Genomic DNA, 14,119 nt, shown 5'->3' on the forward strand with positions numbered 1-14,119 from the left:
ATGTTTAAGAAATTATTAGTAGTTGGTTTAGTTGGAACAGTTGGTGTTGTAGCAGTAAATGCTAAAACTTTAAGATTATCGACATACGTAAATCAAGTAGATATTAGATACAAAGGGTTTGAACATTTAGCTAAATTAGTAGAACAAAAAACTAACGGTGATTTAAAAATTAAAATCTACGGTTCTTCTACATTACATGGTTGGAGTGAAGGTGTTGATTCTGTTCTAGGAGGAGTAACTGATATTTCATGGTTACCATCTGACAAGAGATTAAAATGTCAAAGAGTAACAGCATTATATCCAGCAGTAGTTGATTTTGATAAACAAGTTGAAGTTGATGCAGCATATACAAAACTGTTAGAACCAGAATTATCAAAAAGAAATTTAAAAGTATTATTTAACTCTAACTATTCTTATGACCAAGAATGGTGGTTTAAAGAGCCAACAAAAGAACTAACAAAATTAAATGGTAAACAAGTAAGAAGTCCTTATCCTTTAATTAGTGAAATGATTAGACAATGGGGTGGGAATCCTGTGTTTATTTCACCAAAAGAAGTATTCCAATCAGCTGAGAGAGGAGTAGTTGATGGTGTTAGTATGGGAGTTGCAACATATAGTTCATGGAAATTATGGAGTGTAATGCCTCATATGATTAATGCTAGTTTATTTTATGGTAACTCTCAGTATGTAATTAATAAAGGTGTTTTTGAAAACTTAAGTCCAGCTAATCAAAAGATTCTTTTAGAATCTGCTAAAGAGACTGAAATTTGGTTAAAACCTAGATATGAAGCTTGGGTAAATGAAAGAGTAGGAAAAGCCGTTATGGAAGGTGGTGGAAGCGCCAAATCTCTGAATAAAGAAGAAAGATTAGAAATTGTTAAAAATATTCAAGCCGTTTGGGATAAAACAGTTCAAAAAGAATGTGGAAATGAACTGGCATCTAAAATTAAAGAATTAGTTTCGCAATGAAAACCCTAGATAATATAACTAAGTATTTAGCTTATATTGGAGGAGGTATTATTCTAATCCAAAGTATTTGGATTAGTGCTTCAGTAATATTTAGGAAAATGGGTTATCCAGATCCTTATGTTACTGAAACAACGGCATTAATGCTATTACCATTAGCTTTTTTAGGTATGAGTTATTCTCTAAAAGTTAATGGTTATCCGGAAGTAACAATTTTTCGGGATAAATTGCCTACAAAAATTGCTAAATATTTAATTTATATAAGATACATATTAATATTTTTAATTGGAATATTTTTTACATTAACACTATATAAAGCTTTCACATTGGCTTATATGAGTGGTGCAAGTAGTGAGATATTAGAAATACCTAGAACCTATGTAGCATTTCCTACATTATTGTCAATGATATTTTTTAATATATTCAGTTTTTTTAAAATCATAACAGTAATTAAGGAGTCTTAATGGAATGGTATTATGTTGCAATAGGTCTTTTAGGTTTATTACTTTTATTCATTAGTATAGGTGTACCAATACCTTTTGCATTAGTTGGTGCTTCTTTACCTTTTTTATGGACAATTCAAGATTTTAGTACGTCTTTAATGTCAAATCAACTTCAATTATGGAGAACATGGATTGACTATATATTATTATCCGTACCATTATTTGTCTTCTTAGGTGAATTAATAGCCAAATCAAACTTAGGTGAAAAACTTTATGAAGCATTTTATAGAGGTACATCAGTAAGAGGAGCTGCTGCATACGGAAGTATTGGAGCTTGTGCTGGATTTGGTGCAGTTTGTGGTTCTAGTATGGTTGGTTCATTAACTATTGGTGGAGTTGCTTTAAAACAAATGTTAAGATTGGGATATGATAAAAGACTAAGTGCAGGTATTCTTGCAGCTGGTGGAACATTAAGTGTTTTAATACCACCCTCTTTAATTTTATTATTCTTTGGAATTGTAACAGATACTTCAATTGGAAAATTATTTATAGCGGGAATTATACCTGGGATTATACTAACAGTAATGTTTTTCTCTATTATATTAATTTGGAAGAAACTTGATGATAAGGCAGTGCCAAGAAAAGAGAATATAGAAAAAGTGAATTTCAGATTTGTATTCTTTGCTTTTTTACCAATTGTAGTTGTTGGAGCAATAATAATTTCATCAATTTACTTTGGAATTGCAACACCAACAGAAGCTGCAGCAATAGGAGTAGTAGTAACAATATTCTTTTCATACTTTTTAGGTGGATTAACATGGACAAAATTTAAGGATTCTATACTTGCTACCATGAAAACGATGGGTTTTCTAGGAATATTATTAGCAGGATCTGCACTTTTTGGTTTTGTTGTTGAGTATTATGGAATTCCAGAAGAAATTACTAAACATATTGCCCAAATGGAATTATCAAAATATGAAATACTATTTATGATTATGATCTTTTATTTTGTAATTGGTATGTTTTTAGAACCTGTTTCTATGACATTTATTACCTTACCAACACTTTTCCCTTTGATTGAATACGCAGGGTTTGAAGCTATTTGGTTTGGAATCGTATATACAATTTTAATGGAAATAGCAGTATTAACACCACCGGTTGGTTTAAACCTATTTGTTATTCAAGGAATTGCAAATAAAGATATAACCATTCTTGATGTGATTATTGGCGTAATACCATTTTTAATAGCTTTAGTATTAATGATAGCTCTTTTAATGTTTGAGCCTGAAATCGCAATGTTCCTAACAAGAGATTAGTATGTTAGAAGTTAAAACATATGGAAATGAAAAAAATAAAGCAATAGTTTTAATCCATGGATATTTAAGTTCACATGAACATTTTAAATTCCAAATTGAAGAACTAATAAAAAATGATTTCTGTGTCTATTGCATTGATATGCCAGGACATGGATTAAATAAAGAAATACTATTGTCAGATATGGGAAGTTTTGCTCAAGAAATGATTAAAACAATAAATTTTTTAAAACTTGAGAACTTTTCTTTATTAGGACATTCAATGGGTGGAATGTTAGCAATAGAAATTGCAGTAACAATAAGTAATCAAATAGACAAACTTATTTGTTATGGCACAGCAGCAAGTGGAAATTTTGAAAATAGATTTGAAACAATTGAAGAGAGTAAAAACAGAGTAAAAAATGATTACCCAAGTTTTAAAAAAATGGCTCATGCAAAATGGTTTTATACAGGAGAGCATGATAAATATTTTAATCTATCATTTGATTCAGGTAAAGGCATTTCAATTGAATCAGCCTTGAATTCATTAGATGTAATGAAGAGCTTTTCAGCAAAGAAAAGAATATCAAATATAAAAAATAAAACTCTAATAATATATGGAGACAGTGATAAAACTTATGGAATGAATGATATCTTATTTTTAAAAGATAACATTGCCAATAGTCAGTTATGTGTATTACCTGCTTGTGGGCATAGCCCTCATTTAGAAAAAACAGAATTATTTAATAAAATTCTCATAGATTTTTTGAAATAAGTAAATAAAGGAATAATAAATTGAAAACAATTATATCAACAAATAAAGCTCCAAGTGCAATTGGACCATATAATCAAGCAACAACTTATGAAAATTTAGTCTTTACATCAGGTCAAATCCCTTTAGTTCCAAGTACCATGGAAATTATTGAAGGTGGAATAAAAGAACAATCAAGATTAGTACTTGAACATTTAAAAACTGTACTTGAAGAAGCTGGATCATCATTAGATAATGTTGTTAAAACAACTTGCTATTTAGCAAATATTGATGATTTTGTACAATTCAATGAAGTTTATAGTGAGTTCTTTGATAATGAGAATGCTCCATCAAGAGCAACTGTTGCAGTTAAAACTTTACCTAAAAATGTTTTAGTTGAAGTAGATGCGATAGCTTTTAAAAAATAAAAAATTATGTACTAGATAAGTTACTTAACTTGTCTAGTATAAATAAAAAATAAACTACTATTTTTACTAGTAGAATCAATTAGTTATAAAAAATCAATCATAAATATTAAATCATCATATTTACTTAAATAATATAACTAGTTATTACATTACATAAGGATTTTAATGGATAAGATAATCAAGAATTCAGGTTTAATAAATGGACTACTATTTGTAGGTCTATTTGCATTTATATCAGTAATGATATCAAAAATAGAGATATTTAAAGCCTATCATATTAGCCCTTTAATTATAGGTATCATTTTGGGAATATTATTTTCTCATACCTTTAGAAGTAAACTACCAGAAGAATGGAAAGAAGGAATAATATTTTCAACTAAAACATTATTAAGAATAGCAATAGTTTTTTATGGTTTTAGATTAACTTTTCAAGATATAACAGATATCGGAATAGCTGGTGTTGTAAGTAGCTTCTTAATTGTTACTTTAACTTTTATAGTAGGAATGTTTGTAGGAACAAAAATCCTAAAACTTGATAAAGAAACTACAATATTAACCTCAGCAGGAAGTTCTATTTGTGGTGCAGCAGCAGTTCTTGCAACTGAATCAGTAATAAAAGCTCCAGCACACAAAAGTGCAATAGCTGTAGGAACAGTAGTACTTTTTGGAACTATTAGTATGTTTTTATATCCTTATTTATATAAACTAGGATTTTATTCTTTTAATGAACAAGAGTTTGGTATATATTTAGGAGCAACATTACATGAAGTTGCCCATGTTGTTGCAGCAGGAAATAGTATCAGTGAAGAAGTTGCAAACTTTTCAGTTATTGAAAAAATGTTAAGAGTAATGTTCTTAGCTCCATTTCTTATCATAATATCTTTTTATATAACTAGAGTTGCTAAATCATCAAAGAGTCAAAGTGAAAAAGCAAAAATTGTGATACCTTGGTTTGCATTTATGTTCATAGGTGTAGCAATATTTAATTCTTTTGATATATTCTCAACGCAAACAGTGACAGTAATAAATGAAATAGATACATTTTTCCTAACAATGGCAATGTCAGCATTAGGAATGGAAACACATTATAATAAATTTAAAAATGTAGGTATGAAACCTATTTATTTAGCCACAATACTATTTGTTTGGCTAATGTTTAGCGGAATAGCAATTACATTCTTCTCGCTAAGCCTTTAATTTGTAAAAAGAGGATTTACTCCTCTTTTTGTAACAAAACACTTGATTACTTCTTAATTCCTTGAAGGAACTTATTAAGTGAGTTAGCAAAAGTTTGACAATCTTTTTGATTGAAAGCTTTTGGTCCTTTAGTTACTTCTCCACTATCTCTAATTTCTTGCATTAAATTTCTCATTGCTAGATAATTTTTAATATTGTCTTCTGTATACAACTCACCTCTATGATCAATAGCATGTGCATTCTTCGTTATAACTCTATCTGCTAATGGAATATCTGCTGTTATTACTAAATCATTTTCTTTTAATAATTCAACTATTTTATTATCAGCTTCATCCGCACCTGCTTCAACAATCATATATGTTATAAAAGAGGATTTTCCAACATTTATTTTTTTATTCGCAATTACATAAGTTTCAAGTCCAGCTCTCTCAATTGCACGTAAAATTATTGGTTTTAATAAGTTAGGAAAAGCATCCCCGTCAATAAAAAGTGTCATAACTCTCCTTTTTTGTGAGTATACAAAAAATAAGATTAAGAAAGTTTTCCATTTTCTTAATATAAAACAATTTTTTTTATTTTCTTTTACGCTAAAATCAATAAAAATCACATGGATAAATAATGTTTAAATTTTTTATTTTAACTTTCATCACTTGTATATCACTAAATGCAAATATTCTCCAAGATGCGATAAATAAGGCAAAAGCTGGTTCAACAATAAAACTAGATTCAGGAATTTATCAAGGAAATATCACGATAAATAAAGCTCTTACTATTATTGGAAAAAGTGATAATGTAATTATTGATGGTCTGAATAAAGATACAGTTATACAAATCACCTCATCAAATATAATTCTAAAAAACTTGACAATTATAAATAGTGGAAATAGAATGGATAAAATAGATGCAGGAATAAAAATCTCAAATTCTTCTAATTCTGTAATCTCAAATTGTACCATTAAAAATACTTTATATGGTATTGAGCTTGCTATGGTTACTAACTCTATTATAGAGAATAATAAAATTTCATCTAAAGATGTAGATATTTCACTTAAAGGTGATGCTCTAAAACTTTATTATAGTAACAATAATAAAATCAGAAATAATGAGATTTATAATAGTAGAGATACAACATTTGCTTATTCACATAAAAACCTATTTTCTCAAAATCATATTGAAAGATCAAGGTTTGCTTTACATATTAAAAAATCCCATACAAATACAATAGAAGATAATCATATTATTGCAAACTCTGTAGGACTTATCTTTGCAGGAGCAAAAAAAACTACAGTTCAAAATAATATCATTACAAACTCAAATGGGAAAGCAGGAATTGCAGTATTAGTAAAAGGTGTATCAGATTTTAGATTTAAAGATAATACATTAAAGTATAACAATAAAGCTTTTTATATAGATGCAAAACATAACGAGACAGAAATAAAAAGGTTTTTTACTAATAATGATATTTCATATAATAATGAAGCATTTCATTTCCATGGGGCAATAAAACAAAATCTTATAAAAAACAATACAATTAATGGAAATATTGAAGACGTTGTAAAAAGTGTAAGAGGTAATACTACTTCTAAAAATATTGTTGAGAATAACTATTGGGATAAATATGCAGGGTTTGATACAGATGGGAATAATATTGGAGATACATCATATAAAATGTATCAATATGCAGATAGATTATGGCATTACAATAATAGAGTAAAATTCTTTTATGCAACACCTATAATCTCAATAATAAACTTTATTCTAAATCTAGCACCGTTTATTGAACCAGTGCTATTATTAGAAGATAAAAAACCACTACTTTATGTAGGATCTTAAATTATGCCATTTCTTGAACTCGTCCAACTTGTCCGTCTTCAAGCATAACTTTTATTCCTCTTGGATGATAAGCAGAGTTTGTTAAAAGTTTTTTAACCTTACCTAAAGTCAATTTACCAGATCTTTGATCTTTTTTAAGTACAACTTTAACAGCTAAACCTATAGTAATATCATCTCTTTCTCTATGATCTCTAATCATTATAAATCCTAATCTTCAGACTTGTAAGTCATTGCATCTTTAGCAAAATCAGTATTATAGAAAAAGATAATTCTATACATCATTGAAATTTTAATATCATCAGGATTACTTGCATCTATGATATTTAACTCAAAACCTTCACCTTCATTTGAATCTTTTGGAGCTACTTGAATATAAATAGGCTTTAAAGCTTTCATCATATTAGTTGTAATCTTTTGATGTTTTGGTTTTAATTCATCAAAATAGTTTTCATCTTTTTCAGATTTTTTGATTGTGTCATGTAATAAAACTAATGTATCTTTGTAGATATCTTTATTCCAAGAAACTTTTCCTTTACCATAATGAAAAGCATTACTTTTATTTAATAAAGGGTGACCTTTAGCTTTTTTAATATCTTCTATTAATTGTAAAAAGAAGTTCATTCCACCAAGACTATTAGCATTTTCTAATACTTCTTCATGTAACTCTTTTTTTGTTTGTGAATCTAAATGATTAAAATTCATTCTAAATTGCCTTAATTTTTTTTGCAAGTATATCTAAAATTTATACCTTTTGTTTTATTAGTAAAAAATCTTTTACAAAAACATTCCATATTTAGGCTATTTTATCAGTTATTTTAATTTTATCTTAATTTTTTCTGTTACAATTATATTATAAATTCTTTCTAAAGAACTGGCTATGAAAAAACATCTTATTGAACAATCAATTATTTTTTTAAGTGTTACAAAATGGGTTCTATTATCATCAACAATTGGTGTGATTATTGGGGCTATTGTTACATTCTTTCTAAATACCATTCACAGTGCAAATAGTGCAAAACAATTCCTACCTTTTGAGTCATATTACTTATTACCTTTTGGATTAATGATTACAATTTTTTTAGTTAAAAAATTCGCGCCAGATGCTACAGGACATGGAACTGAAAAAGTTATTGAAGCTGTGCATAAAAAAGATGGTTGGATAGATGTTAAAGTAATGCCAATTAAATTATTCGCAACTGTAGTTACGATCTTTACAGGTGGTTCAGTTGGAAAAGAAGGTCCAGGAGCACAAATAGGTGCAGGAGCTGCTTCTTTTATTGCTCAAATATTTAAGTTTTCAGCAAAAGATAGAAAAAAAGTAGTTATATGTGGTATTAGTGCAGGATTTGCTTCTGTATTTGGAACGCCTATCTCAGGTGCCATATTTGGAGTTGAAGTACTGATTGTTGGTATTATAATGTATGATGTATTATTACCTTCATTTATTGCAGGATTTGCAGCATATACAACAGCTAAGCTATTAGGTGTTAATTATACTTATTACCATATGCAATTCTCAAATGCTTTACCTTTTGATATTATATTAGTTATGCAAGTTATATTAGGTGGTTTATTTTTTGGTTTAATTTCTTACTTCTTAATTAAAGTACTTAAGGAAACAGAAAATAAAATATCTGCCATAAAATTAAATATATATCTTAAGGCATTTTTAGCAGGTTCTTTTCTAGTAATATTATCTTTCTTTATTGGAGATCAATACTTTGGATTAGGACTAGATACAATTTCGAGTCTGTTTTATAGTGATCCTAATATCTCTGCTGATATACCTTGGTACTCATTTATTGCTAAAACTATATATACATCAGTTACTTTAGGAGCTGGTGGTAGTGGTGGTGTTATTACTCCTATATTTTATGTAGGTGCAACTAGTGGACATTTCTTAGGAACTTTATTTGGTGATAACTGGGCATTATTTGCAGCTTTAGGCTTAACAAGTGTTTTAGCTGGTACTACAAATTCACCAATTGCAGCAACTATTATGGCCGTTGAATTATTTGGAGTTGAGATTGCTCATTATGCAGCTATATCTGCTGTAATTACTTTCTTAATTACGGGACATAGAAGTGTCTTCCAATCACAAATATTACAAATGAGTAAATCAGATATGTTAAATATTGATTACGGAGATAACATTGATAAAAGTCATGTTGATTTAACTGTTAAAAGTAAAGCTAAAGTAGAACATATTCTACAGAAAGTTAAATGGAAAACAAAAAAATAGATAGGTTTATTAATAAGCTATCTATAAGAAGATTTAGAGTTTTTTATATCAACAGAATAAAAACCATTATTAGATAAAAAGATTTTAACTTCTTGATTAATAAACTTATTTTTAGGTCCTGTAACAATCTCTAAAATTGCAGGAATATCTTTCTTTTCTTTATCAAACTTCAATTCAAAATATGGAATAAGATTTCCACAAACAGAACGAAATTTCATATCAGATAAATTCTTTTTAAAAATAAACTTTTCATTCTCTTTATCATCAATAATTATTGGATTATGAATAAGTCTAACTTCTTGTTCTTCTTTAAATAGTTCATTTTTTGATTTAGCTGATAGGTTATTTATATTAGTAATTATATCTTTACATAAAGTATTAAAATCATTTGAATATATTTGAATATCATTATTCATTTTTTCTAATGGTTTGAGTATTGTATCAATCTCTTTTTCTTGTTGTGTTTCATCATATAAAACCTCAGTTGTATGAACTAAGTCATTTGTAATAAAATAGTCTTTATTAAACCCAATAGCAACACCATATCCATCATTAGCATAAGCACGCCATTGACTTAATAGATCATTACCTTGTGAAAAAGATGCTATATATACATTTGGAAGTTCGTTATTGTATAGTTTTTCAAAAGCTTCATATATTAAGAAATTATCTTTAGTTCTTACTTCTTCAATCTTTTTAAGAACTTTGTCTTTTATCCAATGTATTTCTTTATAATCATTTAGATTATACACTGAACTTAACCAAAGTGTTTTGTTTTGGATTATTGCTCGGAAAGCTTCTACATTACAATAGTGATAGATAATATTTCCCATGGATAACTCCTAAAGAAAATATTATACTATAAATTGGTTACGTCTGGGTTATTTACCCTCAAACTCTTTTTCATCAGTATGTTCTACAACTTTAACTGCAATTGAATTAACTTCTCTTGCAACTTTATTTGCTTCACCAGCTGATAATGCATTTTGCTGTGTCACTCTATCTAAGTTATTAACAGTATCATTAATTTGTGCCATTGCATCAAATTGTTCTTTTGATGATCCTGATACGTCATTAATTAACTCTAATGTATTATGAATATTACTATTTAGTTTTTCATAACCTTCAATCATATTATTTGAAATAGCTTTTCCACCATTTGCTTTCTCTGTAGCACTCTCAACAAGCTCTTTAATCTCTTTAGCTGCTTCTGCACTTCTTGAAGCTAGGTTTCTAACCTCTTGAGCTACTACTGCAAATCCTTTACCCGCTTCTCCTGCTGTTGCTGCTTCAACTGCTGCATTTAGTGATAAAATATTTGTTTGGAAAGCAATTTGATCAATAACAGTAATTGAATCTGCAATTGCTTGTGTTTGTTCATTAATCTCATCCATAGATGATGCAGTTTTAGATGCTAAATCTTGACCAATAGATACAGAACTAGATACTTCATTTGCAAAAGAAGTCATCTTTGCAATATTTTGTGAACTATTTTGCATATTAGAAGTAATCTCTTCAATAGCTGCTGCTGTCTCTTCCAATGAAGCCGCTTGATTGTTAGCAGACTCAGTTAAACTCTCAACATTATTAGATAAGTTTTCAGAGTTATTAGATAATGTTAATCCAATCTTTTTATTTTCAATTAACATAGAAGTAATAGCTGTCCCTAAACTGTTCACATCTTCACATAATGCTTTTAAATCTCCATCCATAGTAGATGTATCAATTTTTGATCTATAGTCATATTGTGTGTATGTAGATAATACATCCATTGCATTTTTGATGTTATCTTCAATAGAACATAACATATCATTAATTACATCTTTTAATTCATTTAAAGATGGATTACTTGAGCTTCCTTCGATTCTTGCATTTAATAGACCTTTTTGAGCCTGTGTTGCACAAGAAATTGTACTATCAACTAAAACTCTATCTTGTTCTATTCCTTCTTTAATAGTTGAAATACCATTATTAACAGCAATAGCCATTTCTCCTAGTTCATCTTTTGAATTAATTTCAATAAGTTTAACATCAGAAGTTTCTTTATTTAAATATTTAAAGAAGTTTAATAAACCTGATTGGAACTCATCTAAAGGTTTTTTTATTGAGCTAATTACAGAAAGAATAATTACTAAAGATAAAATGAAACCAACTATAATTAGAGTATATAAAGTATATAAAGTTTCATCGATTTCTTCTAATGCTTTTTCATAAGCAATATTATTTTCATCAACAGCCATTTCATCAATTTTTGTTAAATCTTCATTTAATAGAAGAAATACTTCATCCGTTACAGATAACATAGGTGTTGCCATACCAACATCAACACTTAACATATCAATAGCATCTGCAACTGTTAAGTTGTATTCTTTTAAATTTTTAGAAACAACTTTAATCATTTTTTTTGTTTTAGCATCTAAATATGTAGCAGTTTCTAATGCTTTCATATCTTTATTCATTTGTATACCAATTTTGGCTAAAATCTCCAATTGCTCATCAATTTGAGACTGCTCATAACCCCCAGCAGCATAACTAAATACCTTATATAAAACAGAGTTGTATAAATCAACATCAATAAGTAATTTACTACTTGATTTATAAAGTTCAAATTTAACTTCAACTATCTCTTTTAACGCAGCTTTATCTGATTTCAAAGCATTGTTTGAAAAGATTGCTAAAATAAATAAAAATATAACTGCTACCGCAGGGGCGATTATAAGTTTACTTCCTATTTTTATATTGTTTAAAAACATCTGCTTTCCTAATTTAGATTTCCAAGAATTATAAAAAAAATAAAAATACCTTTTTGTATTCTTATTTTTTCTATAAATAACCCCAAAGGGATTATTTATTTGATGCTATTGTTTATAATAACCAGCACCAATTAGTTGATTTTCACCAACTCCAATTACATATGAAGATTTAGGTGTTTGTTTTTTTGTAGTAGGATGTGCCCATACATAATCAACCCAACCAGAACCATCAGCTTTTACTTTATCAATAAAGTTTTTGAATAATTGATTACCAGCTTTATCTTTGTATCTATATAAGTTTTTACCAGCAATTGGTTTTTTAGGATGAGCAGTAATTACTCCATCAAAATCTGTAGCAAAAATGTATAGATCGCCCTTATCAAACATTCCATCTTTTTTACCCATTTCTTCAATACATTTAGAAACACCAACTTCTTTACAATAAGTCGCACCTTTTTCTACATGTGATTTAACTTCGTCTGCTGTTAATGCAAAAGCGTAAGTTGTACCACCTAATAATAATGCTGCTCCCAATTTAATTAATCTGCTCATCTGCTCTCCTTAATATTTAGTATTAAATATTTGCATAAATAATATTAATCTGTTCTTAAGCTAATGCGTTATTTTAAGTGTTTTAAGTCTGTTATTTCCATCTTTTGGCATTTTTTTAAAAAGTCCCATAAAATGCTATCTTTGTGCTATTTTTCAAGATATTTTTAATAATTTTAAATGGTGTTATATAAAATTATTATATAAATTTCTAAATTATAATATTGAAATGATGTATAAATATAGGAGTTTTTGATAATATATAAATTATTTTTTAATCTTTTTATAGAGTACTAATGAGTAAAAAAAGAGAGATTTCAAGTATAAACTTAAGAAGAAATCTTCTTAAGCTTTTGGCATAACCTTAACAGGAACAATTTGAATTTCATCCATATTCCAAACACCTGCTTTTACATATGCTTCATTTTCTAACCATGTCTTAAAATCTTCATCGTTATCAAAATTTGTAACTACTGATGAACCAACCATTTGATCTTCTTCAATCATTGCACAAGCACTGATAATTTTACCCTCAGCCATTAATTTTTGAGTACCTTCAACATGTGCTGGTCTAGCTTCCATTCTTTTATCTAAAGCATTATCATTATCATAAGCGATTACTAAATATTGCATAAACTTCCTTTTTATTTTGATTCTAACATTTTAACAAAATAATTGTGTGAGAAAATTAAAATTATACAATTCGAACATAATCATTAAAGTAATAGCCTTGAATATAATCACAATTTAGATTCTGAACTAATTCTAGGTCTTCTTTTGTCTCAATACCCTCTATTATTGATTTTTGTTTATTTAGGCGTATAGTTCTTAATATACCTTCTAAATATGGTAAATAGTTTTTATTTTTACGAATTTGTTGAATGAATGATTTATCTATTTTTATATATTTACATTTATTCATTATAAAAAAAGAAAACATTGAACCATCTTGTGCAAAATCATCTAATGCAGCATCAATATTCTTATCAACCAACCAAGTAGAAAAGTCTTTCATAATTGTGGCAGAAGTTTCGTCATCACTACCATTTTCCGTTATTTCAACAACAAGTTTATCTTTATATTCAATCAGAAACTTTTCCCAATATTTTTTTTGGTCATCAGTTACAACAATATCTGCATCAAAGTTAACAAATAATTTATGTCTAAAATCATAATTTTCAATTTGTAGTTGTTTATTTCTTTTTTCTAATTCAAAAAAAAGTTTATTATTATGGTGTAGTTTTCTGAAGATTTCTTCTGTACTTATAGTGTCATTGTTAATATCAAATTTTGATAAAGCTTCATAAGCAAAAATAGCCAAACTATTTTTCTCTAAAATAGGTTCATACTTTGTATAATATTTTGATTCTATAATTAATTGTTTAAATTCTTTACTAGTCATAGAAGAATAGTAACAAAATAAACTTAATATTAATTGATAATGAATATTAGAATTAGTACTATATTAATCCAACTGCGAATATGTAACTAAGTGGGTATATAAGTACATTCATATATCTAAATATTGGCGTCATTTTAACATTAATAGGCATTACATCATAAAGTTCAGAACCTAAAGATAATTTTTTCATCATAGTTAATTTAAATGCAATATCAATAAATTTAATAATGATAATAGAACTCATCCAAAAAGAAAAATTACTT

At 27.7% G+C, this 14,119-nt stretch carries 17 protein-coding genes; 8 read left to right on the forward strand and 9 right to left on the reverse strand.

Translation table 11 applies throughout. The features are described from left to right. The 6 genes from dctP to ALEK_RS14525 all read left to right on the forward strand — a co-directional run bounded on the left by dctP (position 1) and on the right by ALEK_RS14525 (position 5,077). Complete coding sequence (gene dctP / locus ALEK_RS14500) at positions 1 to 969, forward strand: TRAP transporter substrate-binding protein DctP (protein ID WP_071626868.1); 969 nt, start codon at positions 1 to 3, stop codon at positions 967 to 969. Further along, positions 966 to 1,430 carry a TRAP transporter small permease gene (locus ALEK_RS14505; RefSeq protein WP_071626867.1) on the forward strand — a complete coding sequence of 155 codons (465 nt, stop codon included), beginning with the start codon at positions 966 to 968 and terminating at the stop codon, positions 1,428 to 1,430. Before dctP ends, ALEK_RS14505 begins: the two co-directional genes overlap by 4 nt. Beyond that, the gene (locus tag ALEK_RS14510; RefSeq protein ID WP_071626866.1) at positions 1,430 to 2,725 is read left to right on the forward strand and encodes a TRAP transporter large permease; all 1,296 of its coding nucleotides are present in this window, start codon (positions 1,430 to 1,432) and stop codon (positions 2,723 to 2,725) included. Before ALEK_RS14505 ends, ALEK_RS14510 begins: the two co-directional genes overlap by 1 nt. A gap of 1 nt (position 2,726) precedes the next feature. Then, positions 2,727 to 3,476: an alpha/beta fold hydrolase gene (locus ALEK_RS14515; RefSeq protein ID WP_071626865.1), complete on the forward strand. Its 750-nt coding sequence runs from the start codon at positions 2,727 to 2,729 to the stop codon at positions 3,474 to 3,476. Positions 3,477 to 3,496: 20 nt separating this feature from the next. Next, positions 3,497 to 3,880: a RidA family protein gene (locus tag ALEK_RS14520; protein ID WP_071626864.1), complete on the forward strand. Its 384-nt coding sequence runs from the start codon at positions 3,497 to 3,499 to the stop codon at positions 3,878 to 3,880. 165 nt (positions 3,881 to 4,045) lie between these two features. Next, positions 4,046 to 5,077, forward strand: coding sequence for a YeiH family protein (locus ALEK_RS14525; RefSeq protein WP_071626863.1), 1,032 nt, complete (start codon positions 4,046 to 4,048; stop codon positions 5,075 to 5,077). 46 nt (positions 5,078 to 5,123) lie between these two features. On the opposite strand, the gene ALEK_RS14530 is transcribed toward ALEK_RS14525, so the two are convergent. After that, on the reverse strand, positions 5,124 to 5,573 hold the full coding sequence (locus ALEK_RS14530; protein ID WP_071626862.1) for a YaiI/YqxD family protein: 450 nt from the start codon (positions 5,571 to 5,573) through the stop codon (positions 5,124 to 5,126). Between the two features lie 122 nt (positions 5,574 to 5,695). Here ALEK_RS14530 and nosD point away from each other — a divergent pair, with 122 nt between their 5' ends. Then, complete coding sequence (gene nosD, locus ALEK_RS14535) at positions 5,696 to 6,910, forward strand: nitrous oxide reductase family maturation protein NosD (RefSeq protein ID WP_071626861.1); 1,215 nt, start codon at positions 5,696 to 5,698, stop codon at positions 6,908 to 6,910. 1 nt (position 6,911) lies between these two features. Here the strand turns inward: nosD and ALEK_RS14540 are convergent, their stop codons facing one another. Together ALEK_RS14540 and ALEK_RS14545 are read right to left on the reverse strand one after the other, a co-directional pair. Next, complete coding sequence (locus tag ALEK_RS14540; RefSeq protein ID WP_071626860.1) at positions 6,912 to 7,109, reverse strand: YwbE family protein; 198 nt, start codon at positions 7,107 to 7,109, stop codon at positions 6,912 to 6,914. A gap of 8 nt (positions 7,110 to 7,117) precedes the next feature. After that, positions 7,118 to 7,612, reverse strand: coding sequence for a hypothetical protein (locus ALEK_RS14545; RefSeq protein WP_071626859.1), 495 nt, complete (start codon positions 7,610 to 7,612; stop codon positions 7,118 to 7,120). Positions 7,613 to 7,787: 175 nt separating this feature from the next. Between ALEK_RS14545 and ALEK_RS14550 the strand changes: the two genes are divergently transcribed. Further along, positions 7,788 to 9,152 carry a chloride channel protein gene (locus ALEK_RS14550; RefSeq protein ID WP_071626858.1) on the forward strand — a complete coding sequence of 455 codons (1,365 nt, stop codon included), beginning with the start codon at positions 7,788 to 7,790 and terminating at the stop codon, positions 9,150 to 9,152. Between the two features lie 17 nt (positions 9,153 to 9,169). Here the strand turns inward: ALEK_RS14550 and ALEK_RS14555 are convergent, their stop codons facing one another. The 6 genes from ALEK_RS14555 to ALEK_RS17600 all read right to left on the reverse strand — a co-directional run bounded on the left by ALEK_RS14555 (position 9,170) and on the right by ALEK_RS17600 (position 14,100). Then, positions 9,170 to 9,985 carry a DUF2971 domain-containing protein gene (locus ALEK_RS14555; RefSeq protein WP_071626857.1) on the reverse strand — a complete coding sequence of 272 codons (816 nt, stop codon included), beginning with the start codon at positions 9,983 to 9,985 and terminating at the stop codon, positions 9,170 to 9,172. Between the two features lie 48 nt (positions 9,986 to 10,033). Further along, positions 10,034 to 11,905 (reverse strand): methyl-accepting chemotaxis protein, encoded by a 1,872-nt coding sequence (locus ALEK_RS14560; protein WP_071626856.1) that lies wholly within the window; start codon positions 11,903 to 11,905, stop codon positions 10,034 to 10,036. 105 nt (positions 11,906 to 12,010) lie between these two features. Next, positions 12,011 to 12,457 carry a cache domain-containing protein gene (locus ALEK_RS14565; RefSeq protein WP_071626855.1) on the reverse strand — a complete coding sequence of 149 codons (447 nt, stop codon included), beginning with the start codon at positions 12,455 to 12,457 and terminating at the stop codon, positions 12,011 to 12,013. Between the two features lie 342 nt (positions 12,458 to 12,799). Continuing rightward, complete coding sequence (locus ALEK_RS14570; protein ID WP_071626854.1) at positions 12,800 to 13,087, reverse strand: YciI family protein; 288 nt, start codon at positions 13,085 to 13,087, stop codon at positions 12,800 to 12,802. 61 nt (positions 13,088 to 13,148) lie between these two features. After that, positions 13,149 to 13,856 (reverse strand): EAL domain-containing protein, encoded by a 708-nt coding sequence (locus ALEK_RS14575; protein ID WP_071626853.1) that lies wholly within the window; start codon positions 13,854 to 13,856, stop codon positions 13,149 to 13,151. 58 nt (positions 13,857 to 13,914) lie between these two features. After that, positions 13,915 to 14,100, reverse strand: a complete 186-nt coding sequence (locus tag ALEK_RS17600) for a hypothetical protein (protein ID WP_228289355.1) — start codon at positions 14,098 to 14,100, stop codon at positions 13,915 to 13,917. Positions 14,101 to 14,119: the final 19 nt, after the last annotated feature.

The organism is Poseidonibacter lekithochrous (genome assembly GCF_013283835.1).
GTDB lineage: Bacteria > Campylobacterota > Campylobacteria > Campylobacterales > Arcobacteraceae > Poseidonibacter > Poseidonibacter lekithochrous.

What these genes read in the sequence shown, in the direction of transcription:
- ALEK_RS17600 (WP_228289355.1), bottom strand. Translation starts at nt 14,100, where the DNA reads ATGAGTTCTATTATCATTATTAAATTTATTGATATTGCATTTAAATTA.
- ALEK_RS14560 (WP_071626856.1), bottom strand. Translation starts at nt 11,905, where the DNA reads ATGTTTTTAAACAATATAAAAATAGGAAGTAAACTTATAATCGCCCCT.
- ALEK_RS14515 (WP_071626865.1), top strand. Translation starts at nt 2,727, where the DNA reads ATGTTAGAAGTTAAAACATATGGAAATGAAAAAAATAAAGCAATAGTT.
- ALEK_RS14565 (WP_071626855.1), bottom strand. Translation starts at nt 12,457, where the DNA reads ATGAGCAGATTAATTAAATTGGGAGCAGCATTATTATTAGGTGGTACA.
- ALEK_RS14545 (WP_071626859.1), bottom strand. Translation starts at nt 7,612, where the DNA reads ATGAATTTTAATCATTTAGATTCACAAACAAAAAAAGAGTTACATGAA.
- ALEK_RS14570 (WP_071626854.1), bottom strand. Translation starts at nt 13,087, where the DNA reads ATGCAATATTTAGTAATCGCTTATGATAATGATAATGCTTTAGATAAA.
- dctP (WP_071626868.1), top strand. Translation starts at nt 1, where the DNA reads ATGTTTAAGAAATTATTAGTAGTTGGTTTAGTTGGAACAGTTGGTGTT.
- ALEK_RS14555 (WP_071626857.1), bottom strand. Translation starts at nt 9,985, where the DNA reads ATGGGAAATATTATCTATCACTATTGTAATGTAGAAGCTTTCCGAGCA.
- ALEK_RS14530 (WP_071626862.1), bottom strand. Translation starts at nt 5,573, where the DNA reads ATGACACTTTTTATTGACGGGGATGCTTTTCCTAACTTATTAAAACCA.
- ALEK_RS14505 (WP_071626867.1), top strand. Translation starts at nt 966, where the DNA reads ATGAAAACCCTAGATAATATAACTAAGTATTTAGCTTATATTGGAGGA.
- ALEK_RS14550 (WP_071626858.1), top strand. Translation starts at nt 7,788, where the DNA reads ATGAAAAAACATCTTATTGAACAATCAATTATTTTTTTAAGTGTTACA.
- ALEK_RS14525 (WP_071626863.1), top strand. Translation starts at nt 4,046, where the DNA reads ATGGATAAGATAATCAAGAATTCAGGTTTAATAAATGGACTACTATTT.
- ALEK_RS14575 (WP_071626853.1), bottom strand. Translation starts at nt 13,856, where the DNA reads ATGACTAGTAAAGAATTTAAACAATTAATTATAGAATCAAAATATTAT.
- nosD (WP_071626861.1), top strand. Translation starts at nt 5,696, where the DNA reads ATGTTTAAATTTTTTATTTTAACTTTCATCACTTGTATATCACTAAAT.
- ALEK_RS14540 (WP_071626860.1), bottom strand. Translation starts at nt 7,109, where the DNA reads ATGATTAGAGATCATAGAGAAAGAGATGATATTACTATAGGTTTAGCT.
- ALEK_RS14510 (WP_071626866.1), top strand. Translation starts at nt 1,430, where the DNA reads ATGGAATGGTATTATGTTGCAATAGGTCTTTTAGGTTTATTACTTTTA.